General features: G+C 69.5%; 20 protein-coding genes. 6 read left to right on the top strand and 14 right to left on the bottom strand.

Annotation, left to right across the window (positions count from 1 at the left end; genetic code table 11):
• Nucleotides 1–32: 32 nt before the first annotated feature.
• The 9 genes from HNQ07_RS09795 to HNQ07_RS09755 all read right to left on the bottom strand — a co-directional run bounded on the left by HNQ07_RS09795 (nucleotide 33) and on the right by HNQ07_RS09755 (nucleotide 11,030).
• Complete coding sequence (locus HNQ07_RS09795; protein ID WP_184111196.1) at nucleotides 33–1,076, bottom strand: LacI family DNA-binding transcriptional regulator; 1,044 nt, start codon at nucleotides 1,074–1,076, stop codon at nucleotides 33–35.
• 6 nt (nucleotides 1,077–1,082) lie between these two features.
• Entirely contained in the window at nucleotides 1,083–1,940 is an 858-nt protein-coding gene (locus tag HNQ07_RS09790) for an alpha/beta hydrolase (protein WP_184111194.1), read from the bottom strand.
• A 5-nt stretch (nucleotides 1,941–1,945) separates the two neighbouring features.
• Nucleotides 1,946–2,974 carry an alpha/beta hydrolase gene (locus tag HNQ07_RS09785; RefSeq protein WP_184111192.1) on the bottom strand — a complete coding sequence of 343 codons (1,029 nt, stop codon included), beginning with the start codon at nucleotides 2,972–2,974 and terminating at the stop codon, nucleotides 1,946–1,948.
• Between the two features lie 82 nt (nucleotides 2,975–3,056).
• Entirely contained in the window at nucleotides 3,057–3,926 is an 870-nt protein-coding gene (locus HNQ07_RS09780; RefSeq protein WP_184111190.1) for a Nif3-like dinuclear metal center hexameric protein, read from the bottom strand.
• Nucleotides 3,919–4,989 (bottom strand): oligopeptide/dipeptide ABC transporter ATP-binding protein, encoded by a 1,071-nt coding sequence (locus HNQ07_RS09775; RefSeq protein WP_184111188.1) that lies wholly within the window; start codon nucleotides 4,987–4,989, stop codon nucleotides 3,919–3,921. Before HNQ07_RS09775 ends, HNQ07_RS09780 begins: the two co-directional genes overlap by 8 nt.
• A complete protein-coding gene (locus HNQ07_RS09770; protein ID WP_229831926.1) occupies nucleotides 4,986–6,971 on the bottom strand; it encodes a dipeptide/oligopeptide/nickel ABC transporter permease/ATP-binding protein in 1,986 nt (661 codons plus the stop codon). The genes HNQ07_RS09775 and HNQ07_RS09770 overlap by 4 nt, the downstream gene beginning before the upstream one ends.
• Complete coding sequence (locus HNQ07_RS09765; RefSeq protein WP_184111186.1) at nucleotides 6,968–7,909, bottom strand: ABC transporter permease; 942 nt, start codon at nucleotides 7,907–7,909, stop codon at nucleotides 6,968–6,970. The genes HNQ07_RS09770 and HNQ07_RS09765 overlap by 4 nt, the downstream gene beginning before the upstream one ends.
• Before the next feature lie 406 nt (nucleotides 7,910–8,315).
• Nucleotides 8,316–9,863, bottom strand: a complete 1,548-nt coding sequence (locus HNQ07_RS09760) for an ABC transporter substrate-binding protein (RefSeq protein ID WP_229831928.1) — start codon at nucleotides 9,861–9,863, stop codon at nucleotides 8,316–8,318.
• A 111-nt stretch (nucleotides 9,864–9,974) separates the two neighbouring features.
• Nucleotides 9,975–11,030, bottom strand: a complete 1,056-nt coding sequence (locus tag HNQ07_RS09755) for a LacI family DNA-binding transcriptional regulator (RefSeq protein WP_184111184.1) — start codon at nucleotides 11,028–11,030, stop codon at nucleotides 9,975–9,977.
• Between the two features lie 374 nt (nucleotides 11,031–11,404).
• On the opposite strand from HNQ07_RS09755, the gene HNQ07_RS09750 reads away from it, so the two are divergent.
• A complete protein-coding gene (locus tag HNQ07_RS09750) occupies nucleotides 11,405–12,436 on the top strand; it encodes a tyrosine-type recombinase/integrase (protein ID WP_184111182.1) in 1,032 nt (343 codons plus the stop codon).
• Nucleotides 12,437–12,457: 21 nt separating this feature from the next.
• Here the strand turns inward: HNQ07_RS09750 and HNQ07_RS09745 are convergent, their stop codons facing one another.
• Both HNQ07_RS09745 and HNQ07_RS09740 read right to left on the bottom strand, forming a co-directional pair.
• The gene (locus tag HNQ07_RS09745; protein ID WP_184111180.1) at nucleotides 12,458–13,390 is read right to left on the bottom strand and encodes a Kelch repeat-containing protein; all 933 of its coding nucleotides are present in this window, start codon (nucleotides 13,388–13,390) and stop codon (nucleotides 12,458–12,460) included.
• 275 nt (nucleotides 13,391–13,665) lie between these two features.
• Entirely contained in the window at nucleotides 13,666–13,974 is a 309-nt protein-coding gene (locus HNQ07_RS09740; protein ID WP_184111178.1) for a hypothetical protein, read from the bottom strand.
• A gap of 367 nt (nucleotides 13,975–14,341) precedes the next feature.
• Between HNQ07_RS09740 and HNQ07_RS09735 the strand changes: the two genes are divergently transcribed.
• From HNQ07_RS09735 to ilvD, 5 genes are all read left to right on the top strand, one after another.
• Nucleotides 14,342–15,277, top strand: coding sequence for a DUF4388 domain-containing protein (locus HNQ07_RS09735; protein WP_184111176.1), 936 nt, complete (start codon nucleotides 14,342–14,344; stop codon nucleotides 15,275–15,277).
• Nucleotides 15,278–15,329: 52 nt separating this feature from the next.
• Complete coding sequence (locus tag HNQ07_RS09730) at nucleotides 15,330–15,773, top strand: helix-turn-helix transcriptional regulator (protein ID WP_229831929.1); 444 nt, start codon at nucleotides 15,330–15,332, stop codon at nucleotides 15,771–15,773.
• 7 nt (nucleotides 15,774–15,780) lie between these two features.
• A complete protein-coding gene (locus HNQ07_RS09725; RefSeq protein WP_184111172.1) occupies nucleotides 15,781–16,191 on the top strand; it encodes a VOC family protein in 411 nt (136 codons plus the stop codon).
• Between the two features lie 34 nt (nucleotides 16,192–16,225).
• The gene (locus tag HNQ07_RS09720) at nucleotides 16,226–18,610 is read left to right on the top strand and encodes an ATP-binding cassette domain-containing protein (protein ID WP_229831930.1); all 2,385 of its coding nucleotides are present in this window, start codon (nucleotides 16,226–16,228) and stop codon (nucleotides 18,608–18,610) included.
• A gap of 63 nt (nucleotides 18,611–18,673) precedes the next feature.
• Nucleotides 18,674–20,503 (top strand): dihydroxy-acid dehydratase, encoded by a 1,830-nt coding sequence (gene ilvD / locus HNQ07_RS09715; protein WP_184111170.1) that lies wholly within the window; start codon nucleotides 18,674–18,676, stop codon nucleotides 20,501–20,503.
• A 70-nt stretch (nucleotides 20,504–20,573) separates the two neighbouring features.
• Here ilvD and HNQ07_RS09710 read toward each other — a convergent pair whose 3' ends face one another.
• From HNQ07_RS09710 to HNQ07_RS09700, 3 genes are read right to left on the bottom strand one after another with little or no spacing between them, the layout of a single operon-like run.
• Nucleotides 20,574–22,088 carry an ATP-binding cassette domain-containing protein gene (locus HNQ07_RS09710; protein ID WP_221274907.1) on the bottom strand — a complete coding sequence of 505 codons (1,515 nt, stop codon included), beginning with the start codon at nucleotides 22,086–22,088 and terminating at the stop codon, nucleotides 20,574–20,576.
• Complete coding sequence (locus HNQ07_RS09705) at nucleotides 22,061–22,984, bottom strand: branched-chain amino acid ABC transporter permease (RefSeq protein ID WP_184111168.1); 924 nt, start codon at nucleotides 22,982–22,984, stop codon at nucleotides 22,061–22,063. The genes HNQ07_RS09710 and HNQ07_RS09705 overlap by 28 nt, the downstream gene beginning before the upstream one ends.
• Nucleotides 22,981–23,844, bottom strand: coding sequence for a branched-chain amino acid ABC transporter permease (locus HNQ07_RS09700; protein ID WP_229831944.1), 864 nt, complete (start codon nucleotides 23,842–23,844; stop codon nucleotides 22,981–22,983). The genes HNQ07_RS09705 and HNQ07_RS09700 overlap by 4 nt, the downstream gene beginning before the upstream one ends.
• Between the last annotated feature and the right edge of the window lie 511 nt (nucleotides 23,845–24,355).

The raw sequence follows: 24,355 nt of genomic DNA, 5'->3' as shown, positions 1-24,355 counted from the left end.
GGCATCCCTGTCAACTCATCGGGTGAACGCTGTCACGCCGTGGCCCGGACGACGAGGTGTGGTGCCAGTCGGGCTTCGCGGGGCGGGCCACTGTAGCCGTTCAGTCGGCTGAGCAACAGGCGTCCGGCCTCGGCACCCATCTGCCCGACCGGCTGATGCACGGTGGTCAGGCCGCGCTCGGCCGACCACGGATGATCGTCGAAGCCGATGATCCGCAGGTCCTCACCCACGCGCAGGGCGCGCCGGCCCGCTTCATCGAGCATGACCGCCGCGATCTGGTCGGCAGCCGCGAAGACCGTACACGGGAAGACAGCGTCGTCCAGCAGCGCGCACACCGCCTGGTGAATCGCCAGCGAGTCGTAGCGGGTGAACATCTCGTGGCGGATGGACCGTCCAGCAGCGGTGACGACGTCGTGAAACCCCGCACGGCGGTCCTTGAACACCCGGGTGGAAAACAGGGCGTCGAGATCGGTCGCGACCCAGATGGCGTACAGCTCGCCTGGCCGGGTCACGGCGTGCTCTCCAGCCAGACGGCCGCCCAGGTGATTGTCGACATACGCGCAGTCCAGCTTCGGCGTGAAGGCGTTGGCCAGCACGACCGGCTGCCGAATCTGCGTGGCCGACGGGTCGAACATTTCCGTCAGGTCATAGGTCACCATGACCAGGCCGTCCGCCTGGCCGACCAGGGAACCCGGCGTCAGTAGCCGCGCCAGACGCTCCTGCGACAGCAGCGGGAACAGGGCCGTGTCGTAATGCGCGGCGTGGCAGGTGTCTTCCAGGCCGGTGAGGAGCCGCAGATAGAAGTCCGTCGCCACCACGGGCAGCACGGTCGCGATGCTGTAGCTCCGTCCCCCCGCGAACTGCCGGGCGTGCGGATTGGGCGTGTACTTCAGGTCATGGATCGCCTGCGTGACCCGGGCGCGCACGGCGTCGGACACCTTGGGGTGTCTGTTGAGGACCCGGGAGACCGTACCCGCTCCCACGCCAGCGCGGATAGCCACGTCGTGGATCGTGGGCACCGGCGCCGCATCGTGCTCCTGCGACCCCGCGGCTCTGCGCGTGGCAGATCGCGCCATCGGCACTCACCTGCCCGCGAGCAGCCCTTCAGCCTGCAACCACGCGTAGAACTGTTCGGTCCAGTGGTCACTGGGAAGTCCCTGGGCGTGCAGGCCGAAGCCGTGGCCGCCCCGGGTGTAGGCGTGCAACTCCACCGGGCGGCCTGCCGCGCGCCACGCGTCGTACAGCGTCCAGTTCGCGCCGATCACCAGGTAGCCCAGCTCGTCGTCGTTCGCGTACGCGAGGAACAGGGGAGGGGCGCTGGGCGGGGCCGTCACGTCCCCCCACATCGACCCGTAGATCGGCGCCAGGAAGTCCGGCCCGGCTCCGTCAGCCTGCAGCGCGGTCAGGACCGCCAGGTGCCCACCGGCCGAGAAGCCCAGCATGCCGACGCGGTCCGGCGCGATGCCCCACTTGGCAGCGTGCTCTCGCACGAGCTGAACGGCGCGCTGGCCGTCCGCGAGCAGGTGGGGGAGATGGGCCTGGATACGCGGCACCAGGGTCGCCGTGTTCGACATCAGGTCGCGCATGTGCAGCTCGAAGGCGTCGTCATCGTCCGGCGTGGGGAGCACGCGGTTTTTGAGTACGAAGGCCGCGACGCCGCGCGTAGCGAGCCAGCGCGCCACATCGTTGCCCTCATGGTCGATGGCGAGCGTGTGGTGCGCGCCGCCGGGACAGATGATCACGGCCGTGCCCGTGGCCGACTCAGGCTCGGGCAGGAACGCCGTGAGCGACGGCTCGGTGACGTTGCGGACCTGACGGTAGTGAAACGGAGCGTCGGGAGGGCTGGTGAACCAGCGCTCCGGGCGCGCGTCACGCACGACGGTGGGCGCGCCGTCCGGCCACAGGAGCACCTCGAAGGCGGCTTGCTGGGGCAGCGTCATCGTGGTCACCGGGCAGCGGGGACGCTGAGCGGTGACGGCTCGTGTGCGGCGTCACCGCTCAGTCCGACAGCAGCCGTGGGGCGAAGGGCGCGGCGCAGCGCCTCGAGACGGGTGCGGCTGATCCGTCTGCTCAGGTCTGCGTCGGGCGCCACGAACTCCGAGGCGTGGAACGCGCCGGGGTACACGTGCAGCTCTGTCGGCACGCCGGCCTGCATCAGCCGCAGCGCGAAGGCCACGTCCTCGTCCCGGAAGACGTCAAGCTCGCCGACGTCGATGAAGACGGGTGGCAGGCCGGTGAGCTGTTCGGCGCGTGCCGGGGCCGCGTAGGCGTCGGCGCGCTGCCCGCCGAGGTACCACGCCCACGCCTCGACGTTCCGCGTGTAGTCCCAGATGGCCCCCAGGTGGTCGAACTCCCGGGCCGAGGCCGTCTCACTGCGGTCATCGATCATCGGGTACAGCGCCATGACGTAGTGGAGGCGAGGGCCACCCTGGTCGCGGGCCATGAGTGCCACGCCGAGCGCAAGTCCGCCGCCCGCACTGCCCCCGATGACGACGAGGCGCGATGGATCGACCCCCAGGGCGTCCGTGTTCGACGCCATCCACGTCAGCGCGCCGGAGCAGTCGCGTACGGGAGCCGGGTGGGGATGCTCGGGGGCCAGGCGGTACTCCACCGACACGACCACGGCATTCAGGTCATCCGCCAGCGATACGGCGCGCAGGTGCTCGTGAGCGATGCTGCCGCCCCACATCCCGCCCCCGTGGATCAGCAGCACGCCCGGGCGACCTGCATCGGCACCACGGGGACGGTAGATGCGGATGGGGACGTCCGGTTCGCCGGGCAGGCCGGGCACCGCCTGATCGTGCCACGTCACGGTCTCGGTGGGGGGAACGTGGGCTGTCATGGCCGCCAGGAGGGCGTCACTGGCCTGCCGGCGGGCCACGGGACTGGCGGCCCACAGGTCGGCGGGGAGGTGGGCGCTGGCGGCGTCGAGCACGGCCCAGGACTCGGGGTCGACGCGATCATGGAAGGTCATGCAGAGACATCCTTTGGGAGGGAACGGGCCGGGGAACACGGGCGTTCGGTGGCTCCGTGCCGCCCGGCTGGGACGAGGGGCGTCAGAGCGTCCGGAACGGGTCGCCGCTGGGAAGGTGCGTGATCCGAACGTCCGGCAGGAGCGCGCGCAGCCACTCGGCTAGGTATTCCATGCCGGGCTCCTCGCTGGTCGCGTGGCCGACCACCACCATGCCCTTGGGGCGTCCGAAGAACGCGGCGTCGCGCAGGTACTCGCACGTCTCCCACTCGCGGGTCTCGCCGCAGAGCACCACGTCCACGTCGTCGCGTTGCAGGGTGCCGATGGTCATCTTGCCGGGGAGGGCGCCGACCGTCAGGCCCACCCGGCGCACGGTCAGGTCGTCCGGGCCGAGGACGCGCACGCTGGGCGCGCCGAGCTGCTCCTTGACGTGCTGGGCGAAGGCCCCCAGGGTCATGGGGGGGACGCTGGCCACGCTGGTGGCGGCGGCCGCCCGCTTGATGTCCCCGCCCTTGCCGGCGGTCATGGCCTGGATGGCGTCGTCCATGGAGACCGACGGCGGGTCGACCGTCCAGCCGAGGCGCTGCGCCAGGCCCGTCACGATGCCGTCGGGGCGCATCATGTGCCAGTAGTCGTGGAACCGCCAGATCACGATGCCGTGCTCCTCGATCAGCCGCCGTTTGTCCTCGTAGGTAGGATCACTGTCCAGCCACGCGACATCATCGGTGTCCTCGGCGGAGTAGTACGTGGGCTCGTGCGTGATGATCAGGTTGGCGCCCTGGGCGGCCGCGTGACGGATCACGTCGGCCGTGGCCAGGAAGGTGGTGACGACGCCGGTGAGGGCCGTGTCCGGATCACCGGTCTTGAAGGTGTCGGCCGTGTGCGACAGCGGAGCAACCGCAGCGGCGGCCAGCAGCGTCTCGACGGCGTCGCGGATGGAGAGGGTATCAGTCATGGGTCGAAGCTCCTTGGGCGTGCAGGGCCTGCCATTCCGGGTAGCGGTGGCACGCGGTCAGACCGCCCGCGTTGGTGGGAACGAGCGGCGGACGCTCGGCCCAGCAGATGTCGATGGCATACGGACAGCGCGGCGCGAACGGACACCCGTGGCTGGGCTGGGACGCGGTGGCGGTGCTCGCGGTGAGCCGGGCCGAGCGCCGCTCGGCGTCCAGGGCGTTCCGGCGGCGCTGCACCCGTGGATCGGCCACGGGCGCAGAGTCGAGCAGTTCCCGTGTGTACGGATGGGCCGGGGTCCCGGTCACGGCGCTCGCCGGGCCGGTTTCCATCACCTGACCGAGGTACAGCACATAGATGCGGTCGGAGAGATACCGCACGACCTCGATGTCGTGGGAGATGAACAGGTAGCTGAGCTGCCGGCCGCGCTGCTGCTCGGCGAGCAGGTTCAGGATCTGCGCCTGGATGGACAGGTCGAGGGCACTGACGGCCTCGTCGCACACCACGAGCTGCGGGTCGACGATCATGGCGCGGGCGATGGCGAGGCGCTGCTTCTGCCCGCCGGAGAACTGGGCGGGGTACCGCTCGGCCGCCTCGGGCGGCAGACCCACCCGTTCCAGGGCGTCCGCGACACGCTGGCGCAGTTCAGGGCCGGCGCGCATCCCGTGCACTTCCAGCGGTTCGGACAGCGACCGACCAACGGTGAGGTAGGGGTTGAGGGACGCGTTGGGGTCCTGAAAGACGACCTGCATGATCCGGCTGAGGTCCCGCCGGCCTCGTGGGCCGAGCTGGGTAATGTCCCGTCCGGCGAGGTGGATGGAGCCGGCGTGCACGGGGGCGAGACCCAGGGCGGCCTTGGCGACCGTGGACTTGCCGGAACCGGACTCACCGACCACGCCGACGGTCTCGCCGGGGTACACATCCAGGCTGACGCGGTCGGACGCTTTCAGGACGGGGTCACCGCGGCGCCGGCGGTACTGCACCTCCAGGTCGCGGATGTCCAGCAGCGGGGTCGTGGGCTGTGGAGGGGACTCGGGGGGCGTGGCCCTGGCTGCGGAAGATGTCATGACGCCTCCTGCTGCCCTGCGCCCGCGGCGGTCGAGGTGAACTGGGGAGAACTCTGGGGATTGAGGAACAGCTCGTCGATGCGGATACAGCGGCTGGCGTGGTGGTCGACCGGATGCAGCAGGGGGACGGGGCCGGCGAGACATTCGGGCGCGGCGAAGGCGCAGCGGGCCGCGAAGCGGCAGTGCGCCGGCCACGACCCCGGAGGCGGCACCCGCCCGGGAATCACGGTGAGGGGCTGGCCGGGCTGGGCATGCGCTGGATTGGCCCCCAGCAGGCCCAGGGTGTAGGGGTTGAGCGGCCGGTCGAACAGCTCGTAGACGCCGGCGTCCTCGAACACCTGCCCGGCGTACAGCACGATCACGCGGTCGCAGATGTCGGCCACCACGCCCAGGTTGTGCGTCACGATCAGCACGGCCATCCCGGTGTCCCGCTGGAGGTCGCGCAGCAGACTCAGGATCTCCTTCTGCACCGTCACGTCGAGTGCGGTGGTGGGCTCATCGGCGATGAGCAGTCGGGGTCGTCCCGCGAGCGCCATGGCGATGGCGACCCGCTGCGCCATGCCGCCCGAGAGTTCGTGCGGGTAGGCCTGCAGGACACGTTCCGGCTGGCGCATCTGGACCTGACGCAGCAACTCCAGGCAGCGCTCCCGGTTCTTCGCGCCGCGGAGGCCATCATGAAGCTGGACGAGTTCTCCAAGCTGGCTGCCGATGGTGAAGGCCGGATCGAGACTGGACAGCGGTTCCTGCGAGATCAGGCCCAGGGCTGAACCCCGTAGCCCTGCAAACGCGCGGTCGTCGAGATCCGTCAGCTCCTGGCCGTCGAAGATCACCTGACCGCCAGAAATGCGACCACCTCGGGCCAGCAGGCGCAGCACCGCGAGGGCGGTCACGCTCTTTCCGGCGCCGGACTCCCCGACCAGGCCGACCGTCTCGCCGGCGCGCACGTCGAAGCTGACGCCGTCCACGATGAGCGTGTCCTGCCCGCGGCTCTCGAAGACCACGCTGAGATTCCGAACGGACAGCAGCGCCGCCGGGTCGGGCAGCCGGGCCGACTCGGACGCGTGTTCACGGGGCATTCTGGCGGACTCCGTTCCGGTTTTGACGGGCCTGACCTCCGCACCGCTGCCGACGTCGGCCGTGGCGTCGCGGAGCGCATTGCCGAGGAGCATGAGGGCGAGGGCCATCAGGGCGATCAGGCCACCGGACGGCACGAGCAGCCACGGCTGCGTGCTGATCTGCTGCGCCGCCGCCGCGACGATCTGGCCCCACTCCGCCTCACCGGGCGTGGCGGTCAGTCCCAGGAAGCCCAGCCCGACCGCAAACAGCAGGGCGTTGGCCGCGACGAACGACGCCTGCACGATCGCCGTGCGGAGCACGCCCGGCAGGATGTGCCGCACCATGATCGTCCCCTCGGATACGCCAGCGACCCGCGCGGCGGAAACGAAATCCGCTTCCTTCAGCGGCAGGGTCACCCCGCGGATGATGCGGGCGAATCCCGGGGCGACCAGCACCCCGAGGGCAACCATGGCCGCGTGCAGGTTGGCGGGGAAGACGGTGAGGACGACCAGCACCAGGATGATGGCGGGAATCGCGAGGACGAGGTCGGTGACGAAGGACACGGCGCGGTCGAAGGCGCCGCCCACATATCCGGCGAGGATGCCAACCGGCAGCGCAATCAGCACGGCGGTCAGCACGGCTTCCACGATGCCGACCAGGGCCTTGGTACCGCCGTACAGCAGGCGGCTGAGCATGTCGCGGCCGAGTTCGTCGGCCCCGAGCAGGTGCCGGGCCGTGGGCCCACTGAGGCGGTTGGGCAGGTCGAAGGCGTCCGGGGCGTATGGGGCAATCTGGCGCGCGAATAGTGAGGTGACGATGATCAGGAGCAGGAAGACCAGCGGGATGACGGCGGTGGGTTGCCGGAACAGGGCGCGCAGCAGTGGAAACCGCCGCGTGTGTGGGGAGGAGGCTGCGATGTGGGTCATGACACGCGGATCCTCGGGTTGAGCCAGGCGTACAGCAGATCGACGAGCAGGTTGACCACGACGACGATCACGGTGAAGTACAGGACGATGCCCTGGATGACCGGCAGGTCGTGCCGGCCCGTGGCCTCGACCGCCAGACCACCGAGGCCCGGAAGGGCGAAGACGTTCTCGGCGATGATGGTGCCGCCCAGCAGGCCAATGAACACCAGACCGATCACCGTGAGGATGGGCACGCCGGCGTTGCGCAGCGCGTGCCGGTAGATCAGCGACAGGGGCCGGACGCCGCCGGCCCGCAGCGTGCGGATGAAGGGCCGCTCCAGGACGTCGAGCATGGCGTTGCGGGTCTGCTGGGCGATCAGGCCGATGGCCGGTCCGGCGAGCACCGCCACGGGCAGCACGAGGCTGCGGAGCCAGCCGGCCGGATCGGCCGCCGGGTTGACATAGCCGATGGCGGGCAGCCAGTGAAGGCGGACCGCGAAGATGGCGACCAGCACCAGTGCCACCCAGAAACTCGGCAGCACGATGCCGAGCAGGGAGATGACGTCGACCGTGCGGGCGAGCACGCCGCGCCGCAGGGCACTGGCGATGCCGAGCGCGACGCCGATGACGCTGGAGACCACGGCGGTGAGGGTGACGAGCGACAGCGTGACGCCGAGCCGCGCATTGAGTTTGGCGACGACGGATTCGCTGTTGAAGATGGAGGTGCCGAGGCTGCCGTGGGCGAGGGTGGCGACCCAATTGGCGTACTGAACCGGAACAGGTTGAAGCAGCCCGAGCTGTTCACGAAGGCGCTGATACTCCTCGGGGGCGCGGTTCTGACCAAGGATGACGACGGCCGGATCGCCGGGGGTCAGCGACACCAGGAAGAACGTCAGGGCGGTCACGAAAATCAGCAGTGGCACGGACAGCAGCAGCCGGTGGACGAGAATTCTCAGCATGTCACGCTCCCGCGAGCCCAGACGCTGGAGGAAGGCATGCGCCGGGGCTGGTATCCGCAGAGGCCAGTGCCCTGGACCGGACGCGTGGAGACCCTGACGGGCATGCCCACCAGCCGCGGATGCCCGGGACCTGCGCCTCCACGTGCGCGCGCCGACGACTCGGGTGGGTGGGAACTGGTGGGAGTCCCCCGGGAACCCGTATTGCGACCCGTGCCACGTCGTCCGGGCATCCCTTCACGGGCAGGCCCGGCGTCCCACGCGGCCCGGGTGGGTCCGGTGGCCTCCGGACACTGGGATTGCAGAGGTGCGGTGCGGGGATCGACAGGCATCTGGAACTCCTCGTGCTGGTGGGGGAGCGCGGTCTCACGTGGTGATGCTGAGTGCAGTGAGACCGCGATAACCCGGTTTACTTCGCGGGCTTGACGTCGAGGATGTCGATGACCGGCTGAGCGCCGGACGGGGTGGCCAGCGTGACCTTCTTGGGGTCGTAGACGTAGTTCAGCTTGCCACTGTAGACGGGGACGAACCACGCGTTCTTGGTCATGTAGCTGTTGATCTGCTTCGCAACCGGCGCGGCCTTCTCGGGGTCCGTCACGCGCAGCTTCGCGACCAGCGCCTCGAACGCCGGCACCTTCGTGGTGTCCGGGTTCCACACGGCGCCCGGGTGGAAGCAGCAGTTCCACGCGAGCAGGGTCGGGTTGGTCGCGCCGAGGGCTGCCGCCGCCACGCCGTATTTGCCGGAGGTCAGGCCGGCGAAGAAGTCCGACGCCTGGGGCTTGGTGTCGACCTTGGCCTTCACCCCGATGGCCTGCCAGTACCCCACGACCGCCTGCATCAGGGTGTCGAGGCCGGCAATCGGTGTGGACAGGATGGTGAGGTCGAAGCCCTGCGGGTAGCCCGCGGCCGCGAGCAGCTGCTTGGCCTTGGCCACGTCGTACGGGTAGGCGTTGGTGAGGCTGGCGTCGTAGCCGTCGGCGCCCTCGAGGAACTGCGTGGAGACCGGATCGCCCTGCCCACCGCCGAGCGCGGTGGCGAGGGCCTTGCGGTCAACGGCGTAGTTGAGGGCCTGGCGCACGCGGACGTCCTTGAGGGCCGGAACCACCTTGCCGCTCTTGTCGAGGAAATCCAGACCCAGGATGTTCTGCGACACCCCGGCGCTCTTCAGCCCGGCGGACGTCGCGGACTGGATCAGGGACGCCTGGGCCGGCCACGCCACCTGGGCCTGGCCGGCGCGGACGGCGTCGAGTGCGGCCTGCGGGTTATTGACGACCTTGAGGATGACTTTTTTCCACTGCACCCTGGCCGGGTTCCAGTAGTTGGGGTTGGCCACGTAGGTGTAGGTGTCGCCCGTGACCGTCTGCTTGGTGTCGAGGACGTACGGGCCGGTGCCGCAGGTCGCTGCCTTGAGGATCGCCGGGGTGGTGGAGGCCTTGGGGCAGGGGATGACCCCGGACAGCCACGTGCGCGAGAGGAACAGCAGCGTGAGCGGGTTGGAGTTCGCCATGGTCAGGCGGATGGAGGTCGGGCTGGTGACCTGGACGGACTGCGTGCCCAGGTTGACGGCCACGGGCGACTTGTTCTTCATCTGGAGGTCGAGCCACGCCTTGACGGCGTTCGCATCGAAGGTGCTGCCGTCGCTGAACTTCACGCCCTTGCGCAGTTGGATGTCGATGGCCTTGTAGTCGCTGCCGACCCATTTCCAGCTCGTGGCGAGGGCCGGCTTGTACTTGGCGTCGTAGTCGAAGTTGATCAGGGAGTCGTAGGCGAGGGTGTAGTAGTACTCGTTGCTGGCTTCACCGCCCGACGGGTCGAGCGAGGCCGGCGCGTTGCCGATGGCGACCGTGAGCGTGTCGCCGGGGGGAGTCACGGCGGCGGTTGCGGCGCCGAAGAGCAGGCCCACGGTGAGCAGGGCGGCGGTGGACGTGGTGCGCGGCGTGGGCATGCGGGTCTTCATGGGAATCCTCCGGGGAGTGAGATGCGGGTGGGGTGGTCAGGACCGGGAGCCGGGCGGTGAATTCATCGTGGGAACTCCTTTGGCAAACGTTTGCCTGAGCTGGAAAAAAAATCAGAGACGGCGCACGGTGTCTCTCAGGACCAGGCGGTATGGCGACAACTGAACGGGCGCGGTGGCGGCCTCGCCGTGCAGCAGCTCGATGAGGGTGCGCGCGGCGAGCACCCCGAGATCATGGAAGTCGAACGCGACGGTCGACAGGCGCAGCATCGGATGGGCTGCGATATCCAGGTCGTCGAATCCCATGATGGACACGTCGCCCGGGATCGACCGACCCTGCTCGATCAGGTATTGCATGGCCCCGATCGCCAGGTTGTCCGAGGCAGCGAGAACGGCGGTGGGCTGGTGCGCCATCAGCTGTGCCATCGCCGCGTACCCGCTTCCGCGCGACGCGATATCCCGTCCGTGGGCCGAGACATCCCCCCTCACCACGAGGTCCGGGGCAACGGTCAGCCCATGCGCCGCGAGCGCGTCTTCAAAGCCCTGGAAGCGGGCGAGGCCCACGGCGCGGTCGTTCAGGTCGCCGGTGATCATGGCGATCCGGCGGTGTCCGTGACCGATCAGATGTTCGGCCGCGTCGTAGGCCGCGTGGTAGTTGTCGACCAGAACGCTCGGTAGGCCGTAGGGGGAAAAGTCCTGCGCAAGCACGACCATCGGGAGGGTGTGGTGCTGCTGCCACTCACGGTGGGCGTCGGTGTACGTCGCCGCAGTCCACAGCACGCCGTCGATCTGCTGCTGGCGCATGATCGAAAAGCACTCGAGTTCCCGCGCCGTGTCTGCCGCGGTGGTCATGAGCAGCATGGTGTAGCCGGCCTCGCGTGCGTAGGACTCGGCGCCTTCCAGGAATTTTGCCGCGCCGGAGCTGCCGATCTCGGGCAGCATCATGCCCAGGCACCGGGATCGCCGTGTCTGGAGTCCACGCGCAAGGGAGTTGGGCACGTAGCGCAGTTCTGCGATGGCCTGCATGACCCGCTGTCTGGTGGGTTCATCCACCGGTTTGGAGTTGTTCACGACGCGGGAGACCGTCGAGAAGGAGACGCCCGCCACCCGCGCGACGTCCTTGATGGTGGCAGACTTTTCTTGCGTGCGGACACGTGACAGGGCTCTCACCTCCTGACGGTGGGATGCGAAATGTGCCCGCCCAGTCGGCAGGACAACGTTTGCTTGAGTTGGCCCATGATGACCGAGGTGAGGGGGCGATGTCAAGGCGAGCGACTTGAGAGTGCTTGCTGGATGCTCATAACCGGGTGCGGCCCACGGCCCGCGGATCAAGCGCTGAAGGTCACGCTGGACTTCTGTCGCCGCTTCGCCGGCGGCAGGAACCACCGAGGGCGTTCGTGTGGAGGGCGGCCGAACTAGGTGTGGGTCCGGGCGATGGCCTCTCCCCAGTCAGCGAAGCCAGCAAACTATTCATAAGCCGTGTTGTGTATAGTTTGAGCAATGCAACTGCTGACGTCCCTGATCTGCCTCCGGCCGGTAGTCCGATGACCCTCGACGTCTACCGCTCGGCCCTCGGTGACCGGGCGCGGTCGTGGCTGGCCCTCCACGCGGACGAGCGCCGGCGCCGCGCGGTGGAGGCCGCTGCACAGAAGGACGCGGATGGACTGTGGAGCCTGACCGAAGCGTACCTGGGCCTGTACGGCGCGAGCGGCATTCTGGTGAGTCCGCACACCCTCAGTGCGTACCGCACCGGCGTCACGCAGTTTGTGCAGTACGCGCAGGAGCACGCCCTGAACGTGCTGCGGCCCAGCCTGGACGACGCGCAGGCGTACGTGCTGGCCCTGCTCGAGCGCCGCAAGATCGCCACCGTGCGCGGCAAGGTGGCCGCCGCCGCCTCCTTATATAAGGCGCTGCGCTGGGCCGGGGCGAGCGACGTCACCCCGTTCGCCGGCGTGCGGGTGCCCAAGGACCACGAGCACCCGCTGACGAAAAACCCGCCGTATTCGCCGGCGGTGCTGCGGCGCGTGTTCGGGAAGGTGGACGAGGCGCTGTTGGCCTCGACGGGCCGTGAGCGATTGAAGGTCCAGGGCGCCCGCACCCTGCTGCTGCTGCTGTCGCACACGGGGCTGCGGATCCAGGAAGCCCTCGACCTCGCGTGGTCGGACGTGTTTCTGGATGAGGACGAACCGTACATCACAGTTCGTTCTGGCAAGGGCCGCAAGAGCCGCACTGTGGGCCTGTCGGACCGGCTGGCCGTCGCCCTGCGCTCGTACAGAGCGCTGCCCCGGCGGCGGTCCCACGCGGCGGCGATGGTGCTGCCCTTCCGCACACGCGCAGCCGCCGCCAACCTGCTCAGGCCATACTTCGAGCGTGACGGTGTCGATGAGCATGGCCGGCCGGTGACCGACTGGCGGGGCTGCCACGCGTTCCGTAAGGCGACCGGCACGCGGCTGTACGAGGCGCTGGGCGACTTCGTGGCAGTGGCGGAGGTGCTGGGCCACGCGGACATCAACGTCACGCGCTCGTACGTGCGGGTCGGTTCGGGCCGCGCGAACAAGGCGATGCGCGACTGGTAGCCGGGCCGGTCTCCACCGCGTTTACTTGACCGACACGGCCACGCGGGTGACGGCCGGAACGTTCGACGCGTTCTTGCCGGCGATGTACAGGTTCTGGCCATCAGTCAGCATGGCGCCGTAGCTCGGCAGTCCGGTGACCTTGACCGGCGTGGTGGCCCACACATCGTTCGCGGGGTCGTAGATCTGGATGGAATCGTTCTGGAGCAGGTAGATGTAGTTGCCGAGCGCCGCGCCGAATACTGTCTCGTAGCTCGTCATGACGGTGAACGGAACATCCTTGACTGGCGTCCAGGTGTTCGAGCTGGTCGAATAGTAGGCCATCTTGGTGGGGGCGCCGGTTCCGCCGATCGCGTAGATCCGGTCCTTGAAGGCCACCAACTGGCTGGAGGTCGTGGCATACAGGGCGTTCGGCGCCGTGAACCACGCATTCTGGCTGACGCTGTAATACTTGAAGAGGTTGCTCGCCGTCCGGCCGCCCACGAAGTAGATGTTGCCGTTGGCGTACGTGACGCCGGCCTCGCCCGCGTTGTCATGGGCCGTCGTCGGATAGTTGATGGTCGACCACGCGTTCGTCGACGCCGTGTACTTCGTGGCGTCGTTGGCGATGTAGTAAATATTCGTGCCGTCGCTGACCAGTTTGCTCGTGTACCCGCAGCCGCAGACGTTCATTGAGGTGGCCAGCGGTGACGAGAACGTGTTGGATGCGATGTCGTACCGGACGAAGAACTGCGTTTTGGCGGTGTTGGAATAATTTCCGAAATAGATGCTGTTGCCGACCATCACGGTCTGCACGGGGTAGCCGCCGATATCGAAGGTGCTGAGCGGCACGCTGAGCTGTGTGGGCGTCAGGACGACGTCGTTCACAGTCTTCTGGGTGGGTTTCGGCGTCGGCGTGGACGTACCCCCACACGCGACCAGGCCGAGCAGCAGTCCACACATCACGATCCGGTTCATTGTCCTTCCCTCCTCAGGGTGGCGAAGTGGTGCCCGGCGAATTCGCGCTGGAGAGTGCGGCCGGGCCGGGTGCAAGGGCTTGCCCTGTCTGCCGTGCACGCGTCCAGTGCTTCGTGTCGCTCCGGCGCCCCAGCTGCATGGCCGGCAACCGAAGTCGATCACCCGACTTTGGGCACCGACACGGCCTCGTGGACGACCGGGCGACACTTCAGGGTAGGAGGCCGTTCATGATCGGCCCATGATCAGCGCACTGGCGCGATACGGCAGCTGCGCGCTCAGCGCCCACCGACGTCAGCCGGTACCAGCGCCAGGCGGTCGTAGCACCGCTTGCCGATGCCCAGCACCCACGTGCGCGCGGACAGGTGCGAGCTGGGCCACGACGAGCAGCCGGCCCGCACGTCGAGGAACGCGAGATACAGCGCCTCCTCGGGGTCCGGGAAGGCGTAGCGGTGCGCGAGGGTCAGCAGCAGTCCGCCGTACATCTGAATGCAGGGCCGCAGGTCACGGCCGCCGCCACTCGCCAGCTGGTCCAGCACCGCCGCGCACGGGTCGTGGTGGGGCCGGTTGGCGTTCTGGGCGGGCACGCCTTCAGTCTGTCGTGTCGGTCCGTCGTGACATGTGGAGGGGATTGAGCGCTTGCGAATACTGATGAGCTTGGACGCTCAAGCGGGCGCGTCCGGAGTTTGATTCAGACCAGAAGGGCGGCGTCTCGCACGCATGTAATTTTATCGTCTGGAGCGTGGTTGTATCCCCTTGTTTTATGCCGTTGACACATATACCCTGACACAATTGCAGAATTTCAGGTGTGCAAAATTCTACCGTCGTGTTCAGCTTGATCTCTCTTTGGTCGCCTGACCTGTGTCCGAGTTTGGGGAGTCGCCGGCCGCTTGTCTGACCGCCGGGACAGCCCACCCTGCCGCAGGTGCGGAGTGGACGCGTAGGCTGTGGACCGTGACCGGCACGCCGTCCCCGACAGCCACTATCCTCACTGGCCTGCTGCTGCCCGGCGACAACAGCCTGCCGATGCTGCTCGACTACCTTCACCAGTGTGGTCGGACCGGCGCGCTGCTGATCCACACACCGTACGGCATGGCGCGCGTGTACTTCGATGAGGGGCAGCTGCACCACGCTGCGTTCCAGCAGCACACCGGCCTGCACGCCATCGCGGTGCTGATGCAGGTACACGACCGGGCAGCCTTCATGTTCCAGCTCGACCAGCGGACCGCCGACCGGTCCATCACCACCTCGCTGGGCCACCTGCTGATGAACGCGGCGCAGATCCTGGACGAGGGGCACGCGCCGCCGCTCGACACGACGGCCACGCCGGACGCCGGCGGCGCGACCACCGCGCAGCCGTCCACCCCGCCGGTGGCCCTGGCACCCAGCGTGCCCGACATCGGGTATGACCTCGTACCGGCCCTGACCGTGACCATGAGCGCGCTCGGTCCCGTGGATGACGCGCACCGGCACCTGCTCAGCCTCATCAACGCGCGGCGCAGTGTCGCGGAACTCGCCCGCGCCACCCGGCTCAATCTCGACGAGGTGACGGCCTTGCTGCGGCCGTTCGTCATGCGTGGCGAGATCACGCTGGGGCCGCCGCTCCTGCACCAGACCTTCTGGATCGAACTGCTGCGCCTGATGAACACCGTGGCCGGCAAGGACGGCGACCGGATCATCGCTGACGCCCTGCGCCGGGTCGACGCCAGCCCCGGCGCCATTCCAATCGCGCGGGGCCGCGCGTTCCTGCAGGGCATCGAGCAGGATCTGGGGCCGGTGGGCTCGCCCCGGCGGACGGCCTTCGGTCGGGGCACCTACCGCCTGCGCATGATGATCCTGAACGCCACCAACACGACCGAGGAGGAGTGGAACACGCCGGAGGTGTCGTGATGGTCCGCCGGACCTGGGGGACCCCGGGCGGCGACGTGGGACAATCGGGGTGGTGACCACGTCTGCGCCCACCCCGAGTCTGCGCGACCTCGCGCGGCTGCGGCGTGTCCGCGACCGGATCGACCGGGAGTACGCGCAGCCGCTGGATGTCGAGGCGCTGGCCCGCGGGGTGAACATGTCGGCCGGGCACCTCAGCCGCCTGTTCCGGCTGGCCTACGGCGAGTCACCGTACGCGTACCTGATGACCCGCCGCATCGAGCGGGCGATGGCCCTGCTGCGCCGGGGCGACCTGAGCGTGACCGAGGTGTGCTTCACGGTCGGCTGCTCATCGCTGGGCACGTTCAGCACGCGCTTTGCAGAACTCGTCGGGGTGCCGCCCAGCACATACCGCCACCAGCACGCGGGCGGAACGGCGGGCCTTCCGGCCTGCGTGGAGCAGCAGGTCACCCGGCCCGTCAGGAATCGAGAAGCGGAGCCGCCCACCCCCGCCGAATAATGCCGGCATGGACCTCACCATTCATTCCACGTTCCTGCCCCACACCGACCCCGCTGCCTCGCTGGCCTTCTACCGCGACACCCTGGGCTTCGAGGTGCGGAATGACGTCGAGTACGGCGGCCTGCACTGGATCACGGTCGGCCCGACCGGTCAGCCCGGCACGTCCGTGGTGCTGTACCCACCGGCCGCCACGCCCGGCCTCACCGACGGCGAGCGCCGCACCATCACCGAGATGATGGCGAAGGGGACGTACGGCACGCTGCTGCTCGCCACCCGTGACCTCGACGCCACCTTCGAGACCGTTCAGGCGGGCGCCACCGACGTCGTGCAGGAGCCGACCGAACAGCCCTACGGCGTGCGCGACTTCGCCGTGCGCGATCCCGCCGGCAACCTGATCCGTATCCAGCAGGTGCGCTGAGCGCCGCGGGGTGGTCGCCTACCATGGAGGCACGATGAGCGACGGGACGATGACGCAGACCACTCCCCGGAGTGCCGCAGACAGCCACGACGTGATCCGCGCCCACGGCGTGCGCGTGAACAACCTCAGGAACGTCAGCATCGAGCTGCCGAAGCGCCGCCTGACGGTGTTCACCGGCGTGTCCGGTTCGGGCAAGAGTTCGCTGGTGTTCGGCACGCTGGCCGCCGAATCGCAGCGCATGATCAACGAGACCTACAGCGCCTTCCTGCAGGGCTTCATGCCGTCGCTCGCGCGGCCCGACGTGGACGTGCTGGAGGGCCTGACCACCGCGATCATCGTCGATCAGGAACGGATGGGAGCCAACGTGCGCTCCACGGTGGGGACGGCCACCGACGTGAACGCGATGCTGCGCATTCTGTACAGCCGGCTGGGGCAGCCGCACATCGGGTCGCCGCAGGCGTACTCCTTCAACGTGGCGTCGGTCAGCGGCGGGGGCGCCGTCACCTTCGAGCGCGGCGGCAAGACGGTCAAGGAGGGCCGCCAGTTCAGCGTGGTCGGCGGCATGTGCCCCCGCTGCGACGGCATGGGCACGGTCAACGACATCGACCTGGGTGAGCTGTTCGACGACTCGAAATCGCTGGCGGGCGGAGCGCTCACCATTCCCGGCTACACCGCGGGGAGCTGGAATTCGCGGCTGTACGCCGCCTCGGGCTTCGTCGATCCGGACAAGCCGATCCGCGACTACAGCGCGCAGGAACGCCACGACTTCCTGTACCACGAGCCGGTGCGGATGAAGATCGCGGGCATCAACATGACCTACGAGGGACTGGTGCCGCGCATCCAGGCGTCCATGCTGTCCAAGGACCTCGAGGCCCTCCAGCCGCATGTCCGTGCCTTCGTGGAGCGGGCGGTGACCTTCAGCACCTGCCCCGAGTGCGGCGGCACCCGCCTGAGCGAGGCGGCCCGGTCGTCCAAGATCCGCGGGCTCAGCATCGCGGACGTGTGCGCCCTGCAGATCAGCGACCTGGCGACGTGGGTGCGGGGGCTGGACGATCCATCCGTCGGGCCGCTGCTGACGTCGCTGCGCCACACGCTCGACTCGTTTGTGGAGATCGGCCTGGGCTACCTTGCGCTCGACCGGCCGTCCGGCACGCTGTCGGGCGGCGAGGCGCAGCGCGTGAAGATGGTGCGCCACCTCGGCTCGTCGCTCACGGACGTCACGTACATCTTCGACGAGCCCACCACCGGCCTGCACCCCCACGACATCGAGCGCATGAACGGCCTGCTGCTGCGCCTGCGCGACAAGGGCAACACTGTGCTGGTGGTGGAGCACAAGCCCGAGGTAATCCGCGTGGCCGACCACGTGGTGGATCTTGGCCCCGGCGCGGGCACGGCGGGCGGCGAGGTCGTCTTCGAGGGCAGCGTGGACGCCCTGCGTGCGAGCGGCACCCTGACGGGACGCCACTTCGACGACCGGGCGGCGCTGAAGCCCGTTGTCCGGACGCCCACCGGCGCGCTGGAGATCCGTGGGGCGACCACCCACAACCTGCACGGCGTGGACGTGGACATCCCGCTCGGGGTGCTGGTGGTCGTGACGGGCGTGGCCGGCTCCGGCAAGAGTTCCCTGATCCACGGCTCGGTGTCGGGCCGCGAGGGTGTGGTCGCTATCGACCAGGGCGCGATCCGCGGCTCGCGGCGCAGCAACCCCGCGACGTACACCGGCCTGCTCGACCCGATCCGTACGGCCTTCGCCAAGGCGAACGGCGTGAAACCTTCCCTGTTCAGCCCGAACTCGGAGGGCGCGTGCCCGGCGTGCAACGGCGCCGGCGTGATCTACACGGACCTCGCGATGATGGCCGGCGTGTCCACGGTGTGCGAGGAGTGCGGCGGCAAGCGCTTCCAGGCCGACGTGCTGGCGTACACGCTGGGCGGCCGGAACATCAGCGAGGTGCTCACCATGACGGTGACGGAGGCGCTGGCGTTCTTCGGCGCGGGGCCGGCGAAACTCCCGGCCGCCCAGCGCATCCTCGCGCGCCTCGCGGACGTCGGGCTGGGGTACCTCACGCTGGGGCAGCCGCTCACCACGCTCTCCGGCGGCGAGCGCCAGCGCCTCAAGCTCGCCACGCACCTGGGCGAGGAGGGCGGCATCTACGTGCTGGACGAGCCCACCGCCGGCCTACACCTCGCGGACGTGGCGCAGCTCCTGGGGCTGCTGGACCGGCTGGTGGACGCCGGCAAGTCGGTGATCGTGATCGAGCACCACCAGGCGGTGATGGCGCACGGCGACTGGATCATCGACCTTGGGCCGGGCGCGGGCCGGGGCGGCGGCCGCGTCGTGTTCGAGGGCACGCCGCGTGGTCTGGTCGCCGCGCGCTCGACCCTCACCGGCGAGCACCTCGCGGCGTACGTGGGCGAATAATCCACGCGATTGTTTGGACGCCTCGGCGCCAGCCACGCCGTCTTGGCGCAGAATCGACCGGTTATGCCGACGTACCGCTCCAGAACGACGACTGAAGGCCGCAACATGGCGGGAGCCCGTGCGCTGTGGCGCGCGACGGGCATGCAGGACGGGGACTTCCAGAAGCCGATCATCGCCGTGGTGAACTCCTTTACCCAGTTCGTGCCGGGGCACGTGCACCTCAAAGACCTCGGCCAGCTCGTGGCGCGTGAGATCGAGGCGGCGGGCGGCGTGGCGAAGGAATTCAACACCATTGCCGTGGACGACGGCATCGCCATGGGCCACGACGGCATGTTGTACTCGCTGCCCAGCCGCGAACTGATCGCGGACAGCGTGGAGTACATGGTGAACGCCCACTGCGCCGACGCGATGGTGTGCATCTCCAACTGCGACAAGATCACCCCGGGCATGCTGATGGCGGCGCTGCGCCTGAACATCCCGGTCGTGTTCGTGTCCGGCGGGCCGATGGAAGCCGGGAAGATCCTGCTGAAGGACACGCTGCATTCTCTCGACCTCGTGGACGCCATGGTGATCGCGGCCGACGACGCGGTGAGCGACGACGAGGTGCTGGCCGTGGAACGCTCCGCGTGCCCCACCTGTGGCTCGTGCTCGGGCATGTTCACGGCGAATTCCATGAACTGCCTGACCGAGGCGCTGGGCCTGTCGCTGCCGGGCAACGGCTCGGTGCTCGCCACGCACGCCGACCGCCAGCGACTGTTCAAGCAGGCCGGGCACGTGATCGTGGATCTGGCGAAGCGCTACTACGACGGCAACGAGGAGGGCGTGCTGCCGCGCAACATCGCCACCTTCCAGGCCTTCGAGAACGCGATGACGCTGGACATCGCCATGGGCGGCAGCACCAACACCGTGCTGCACCTGCTGGCGGCAGCCCACGAGGCCGGCGTGGACTTCACCATGGCCGACATCGACCGGCTGTCGCGCCGCGTGCCGGTGCTGTGCAAGGTCGCGCCCGCCAAGAACGACGTGCACATGGAGGACGTGCACCGCGCCGGGGGCATCATGGCGATCCTGGGGCAACTGGAGAAGGCGGGCCTGCTCAACACCGACGTGCGCTCGGTGCACGCGGACAACCTCACGGACGCGCTGGACCGCTGGGACGTGTCGCGCACGCAGGACGCGGCGACGCACGAGTTCTACCGCGCCGCGCCCGGCGGCGTGCCCACGCAACTGGCCTTCTCGCAGGCGCGGCGCTACACGGCCCTGGACACTGACCGCGAGATGGGCGTGATCCGCAGCGCTGAGCACGCCTTCTCGCAGGACGGCGGGCTGGCCGTCCTGTACGGCAACCTGGCGGAGGACGGCTGCATCGTCAAGACGGCCGGCGTGGACGACAGCATTCTGAAGTTCACCGGCACCGCCCGCGTCTTCGAGTCGCAGGACGCCGCGGTGGACGGCATCCTGGGCGGCGACGTAACGGAGGGCGAGGTCGTCGTGATCCGCTACGAGGGCCCGCGCGGTGGCCCCGGCATGCAGGAGATGCTGTACCCCACCAGCTACCTGAAGTCCAGGGGCCTGGGCAAGGCCTGCGCGCTGGTCACCGATGGCCGCTTCAGCGGCGGCTCGTCGGGCCTGTCCATCGGGCACGTGTCTCCGGAGGCGGCCGAGGGCGGCACCATCGGTCTGGTCGAGACAGGCGACACCATCGAGATCGACATCCCGAACCGCACCATCCACCTCGCGGTGAGCGACGCCGACCTCGCCGCCCGGCGCCAGAAGCAGCAGGAAGTGGGCTGGCACCCGGCCGAGGCGCGGCCGCGCAAGGTCACGGCCGCCCTGCGCGCGTACGCCAGCATGACCACCAGCGCGGCGCGCGGCGCCGTCCGCAGCATCTGAACTGACCTGGCCGGCCCGCCGCCCACGGTGGGTCTCTTCGTGGGCGGCGAACCGCCTTGGGAGGGCGCCCCTAGACCCCCAACAGCGCCTGTATCATCGCCCGGTCTCCGGCGAACTGGGCGGCATCGCCCTCGAAGGCCACCGTGCCGTGCTCCAGCACATACACTCGGTCGGCCACCGCGAGCGCGAGGTCGAGGTGCTGCTCGGCCAGCACGATCGTCTCTCCACCGGCCCGCAGGGACTGCAACACCTCCCGCAGTGCCGAGACCATGGCCGGGCTGAGGCCCTCGCTGGGTTCGTCCAGCAGCAGCACGCGCGGATTCTGCATCAGCGCCCGCCCGATGGCGACCAGCTGCTGTTCGCCGCCCGAGAGGGTGGTGCTGGCGCTCCGCTGCCGCTCGCGCAGGCGCGGAAAGACGCCGTACACGCGCTCGGGCGTCCACGGTCCCGGCCGGGCGGCCACACTCAGTTCCTCCGCGACGGTCAGGCCGGGCAGCATGCGGCGGCCCTGTGGCACCAGCGCCAGTCCCCGCGCGGCGAGCGCGGCCGGTGGCAGGCCGGTCACGTCCTGTCCCTCCAGGCGCACGTGCCCGCCCGTCGGTCGTCGCCAGCCCATCAGCGTGGTCAGCAGCGTGGTCTTGCCCATGCCGTTGCGGCCCAGCACCGCCACCACCTCGCCGGGCCGGACGTCCAGCGACACGCCGCTCAGGGCGCTGGCGCTGCCGTATGCAGCGTGCAGGTCCTGTACATCCAGCACCGGCGGCCGCGCGGCGACGGGTGATGCTGCCGGCCGGTCAGCGCCCCGCGCGGCGCCGACGTACGCCGCCTGCACGGCCGCGTCGGCGCGGATGTGCTCCGGGGGGCCGGTGGCGATCACCTCGCCGTTGCTGAGGACCGTCACGTGGTCGGCGAATTCCAGGCAGAAGGCCAGGTCGTGCTCGATCAACACGGTCGTCACGTCGCGCGGCAGGGAGTGCAGCAGGGCCATCACCTCGCCGCGCTCGTGGCCGTCCAGACCGGCCAGGGGCTCGTCGAGCAGCAGCAGGCGCGGCGACTGGGCAAGCACCATCGCCAGTTCGAGCTGCCGCCTGGCGCCGTGCGGCAGCTCGCCCGCCCGGCGCGGCGCCGCGCCCAGCAGGTTCACGCGGGCCAGCACGTCGTCGGCGCGCTCCGCGAGATCGCCCTGACCCGCGAGAGGTTGCCACAGCTTCCGGCGGCGGGGCGTGTGGGCCAGCAGCGCCAGGATCACGTTGTGCCGCACGGTCTCCTCGTCGAACACGCTGCTGGTCTGGAACGAGCGGGCCACGCCCAGCGCCGCGATTCGCTCCGGCGGCAGGCCGCTGACCACGCGGCCGTCCAGCGTGACTCGGCCCGCGCTGGGCCGGTGCTCGCCGCTGATGACGCGGAACAGGGTGCTCTTACCGGCGCCGTTCGGACCGATCACCGCGTGCCGCTGGCCTGGCGGCACGTCCACGCTCACGTCCCTCAGTGCCGTGACGCCCCCGAACTGCCGGGTGACGCGCTCGGCCCGGAGAGAGATGCCGCCTTGCATGCCGGTCATGGCGCCCGGCGCATCAGCGACCACAGGCCTCCGCGTCCGGCCAGCACCACGGCGATCAGCAGCGCGCCCACCGCGCCCGCCCACAGGTCGGTGCGCGAGCTGACGACGGCCTGAAGGGCCGTGTACAGCACCGCACCAAGCACCGGCCCCCACAGCGAGCGGGCACCGCCCAGCAGCACCATGATCAGGAGGACCGCCGACTGCAACCAGAAGACGTCACTGGGCGTCACGATGCCGCGGTGCACGGCGCCCAGCGCGCCCGCCAGCCCGATGAACGCGGACGCGATCAGCACCGCTCCGAACTGGTACGCGAGGACCGGGTAGCCCAGCGCGCGGGCCCGCGGCGCGTTCTGCCGGATCGCCTCCAGCACGCGGCCGAAGGGCGAGCGGGTCACGCGGGTGAGCGTCCACAGCGTCAGCGCCAGCGCGGCGACGCTCAGCGCATACAGCGGCGTGCCGCCCACGGCCGGCGTGAACGTCAGGCCGTCGGTGCCGCCCGTGACAGCCGTCCACTTCGCAGCCAGAGAGGCGAGCATCTGCGCGAATGCCAGCGTGAGCATCAGGAACCCCAGACCGCCCGCCCGCAGCGCCAGCGGGGCCGTGAGCGCGGAGTACACAGCAGCGCTCGCCGCGGCCACCGCGAGCGTCAGCGGCAGAGGAACGCCGGCGCGTGTGAGCAGTGCGGTCACGTATCCGCCCAGACCCCACATCGCGATGTGCCCCAGCGGTGTGAGCCCCGCGTATCCCACCAGCAGGTCCAGTGCGGCCGCGGCGATCGCCCAGCACAGCGCCTCTGTGGCGAGGTACAGCGGGTAGCCGCCCAGCAGCGGGGGCATGACGAGCGCCGCCCCTGCCAGGGCCAGCAGCACGGGGCGCGGCACGCGCAGGTGCGCGGCGGGTGCGGTGGCCGGCACGCTCACGCGGGCTCCAGGCGGCCCAGCAGGCCCTGTGGCCGCAGCGCGAGCACCAGCACCATCAACGCGAACATGGCGATCTGCACCAGCGCCGGGAAGTACACCGCCCCGAAGCCGCTGACCAGCCCCACCAGCAGCGCGGCCACGAAGGCGCCCTCGACGCTGCCCAGACCGCCGATCACGACCACCGTGAGCGCCAGGAGCGTCATGGTGCTGTCCAGCGTGGGCGTGAGGGCCAGCTGCGGACTGCCCACCGCGCCGCCGAAGGCCGCCAGCCCGAGGCCCGCCGCGAAGGTCAGCCGCGACACCCGCCGGACCGGCAGCCCCAGCGTGCCGCTCATGACGGGATCGGCCGTCACCGCGCGGATCATGGCGCCCGCGCGGGTGCGGCGCAGCACGGCGAGCATCGTCACGAACACCGCCACGCCCAGCCCGATCAGCACGAACGGGTACGCGGGCACGAGCACGCCGCCCAGCGCGACCGGCCCTTCGAAGGGCGCCGGCGGCGACACGCTCTGGATGTCGGTGCCCCACACCTGCCGGATGACGTCGGACACCACGAAGGTCAGCCCCAGCGTGAGCAGCACCTGCCGGAGCGGCTGGCCCTGCACGCGCGCGAGCAGCAGCCGCTCAGCCAGCACGCCCAGCGCCGCTCCGCTGGCCGTGGCGGCCAGCACGCCCAGCCAGAACGGACCGCCCGCCCGCGTCACGCTCAGGCCCAGATACCCGCCCAGCACGTAGAACGCCCCGTGCGCGAGGTTGGCGACCCGCGCCACCCCGAAGATCAGCGAGAAGCCCGCCGAGAGCAGGAACAGCAGCATGCCGTATGCCACGCTGTTCACGAGCTGGAACGCGATCAGCTGCATCACGAACGCGCCCTCCCTGGACCACTTCGTCCCCGGCGGGAGAAGCAGAGTCCGGGGCTCACCGCGGCGACCGTCATCCCCCGAGTATGCCGGGTGGCGGGCGGGACCGGGCTGCCTGGAGCAGACTGGCGCGCACGACAACGGCGTTTCTGACGCGCTGAGGCGTCCTGACCTGAAGCATGGGTCCGTCCCCCACCGCCTCCCCGGCACCACATCTGGCGTGTGTGCTGCGCTCCCCTACCACATGGTGTACAGTGACGGCGCTGTTCCCCGAACAGCCTCCGCAGGAACAGAGGGAAGTCCGGTCACACCTGCACCTCCTCACGGAGCCAGGCTCAGTCCGGCACAGTCGCGCTACGGTTTCAGTCCGAACGCTCGCCTCGCGGAGTTTCGCCTTCTCGTGCTGCTCCCGCGTCAGGAGCCAAGGGTGTCCGCCATGCCGAACTGAGTGTGTTCACGTCCCTGCCGCGCAGCCGCGCAGGACGTCTTTTTTGATGATTGCAACGGGTCG

The sequence above is a fragment of the Deinococcus metalli genome (assembly GCF_014201805.1).
Taxonomy (GTDB): domain Bacteria; phylum Deinococcota; class Deinococci; order Deinococcales; family Deinococcaceae; genus Deinococcus; species Deinococcus metalli.
Note: the sequence above shows the minus strand (reverse complement) of the source record. Positions and strands in the feature narration are given on the sequence as shown.

What these genes read in the sequence shown, in the direction of transcription:
- HNQ07_RS09795 (WP_184111196.1), bottom strand. Translation starts at nt 1,076, where the DNA reads ATGGCGCGATCTGCCACGCGCAGAGCCGCGGGGTCGCAGGAGCACGAT.
- HNQ07_RS09790 (WP_184111194.1), bottom strand. Translation starts at nt 1,940, where the DNA reads ATGACGCTGCCCCAGCAAGCCGCCTTCGAGGTGCTCCTGTGGCCGGAC.
- HNQ07_RS09785 (WP_184111192.1), bottom strand. Translation starts at nt 2,974, where the DNA reads ATGACCTTCCATGATCGCGTCGACCCCGAGTCCTGGGCCGTGCTCGAC.
- HNQ07_RS09780 (WP_184111190.1), bottom strand. Translation starts at nt 3,926, where the DNA reads ATGACTGATACCCTCTCCATCCGCGACGCCGTCGAGACGCTGCTGGCC.
- HNQ07_RS09775 (WP_184111188.1), bottom strand. Translation starts at nt 4,989, where the DNA reads ATGACATCTTCCGCAGCCAGGGCCACGCCCCCCGAGTCCCCTCCACAG.
- HNQ07_RS09770 (WP_229831926.1), bottom strand. Translation starts at nt 6,971, where the DNA reads ATGACCCACATCGCAGCCTCCTCCCCACACACGCGGCGGTTTCCACTG.
- HNQ07_RS09765 (WP_184111186.1), bottom strand. Translation starts at nt 7,909, where the DNA reads ATGCTGAGAATTCTCGTCCACCGGCTGCTGCTGTCCGTGCCACTGCTG.
- HNQ07_RS09760 (WP_229831928.1), bottom strand. Translation starts at nt 9,863, where the DNA reads ATGAAGACCCGCATGCCCACGCCGCGCACCACGTCCACCGCCGCCCTG.
- HNQ07_RS09750 (WP_184111182.1), top strand. Translation starts at nt 11,405, where the DNA reads ATGACCCTCGACGTCTACCGCTCGGCCCTCGGTGACCGGGCGCGGTCG.
- HNQ07_RS09745 (WP_184111180.1), bottom strand. Translation starts at nt 13,390, where the DNA reads ATGAACCGGATCGTGATGTGTGGACTGCTGCTCGGCCTGGTCGCGTGT.
- HNQ07_RS09725 (WP_184111172.1), top strand. Translation starts at nt 15,781, where the DNA reads ATGGACCTCACCATTCATTCCACGTTCCTGCCCCACACCGACCCCGCT.
- HNQ07_RS09720 (WP_229831930.1), top strand. Translation starts at nt 16,226, where the DNA reads ATGAGCGACGGGACGATGACGCAGACCACTCCCCGGAGTGCCGCAGAC.
- ilvD (WP_184111170.1), top strand. Translation starts at nt 18,674, where the DNA reads ATGCCGACGTACCGCTCCAGAACGACGACTGAAGGCCGCAACATGGCG.
- HNQ07_RS09700 (WP_229831944.1), bottom strand. Translation starts at nt 23,844, where the DNA reads ATGCAGCTGATCGCGTTCCAGCTCGTGAACAGCGTGGCATACGGCATG.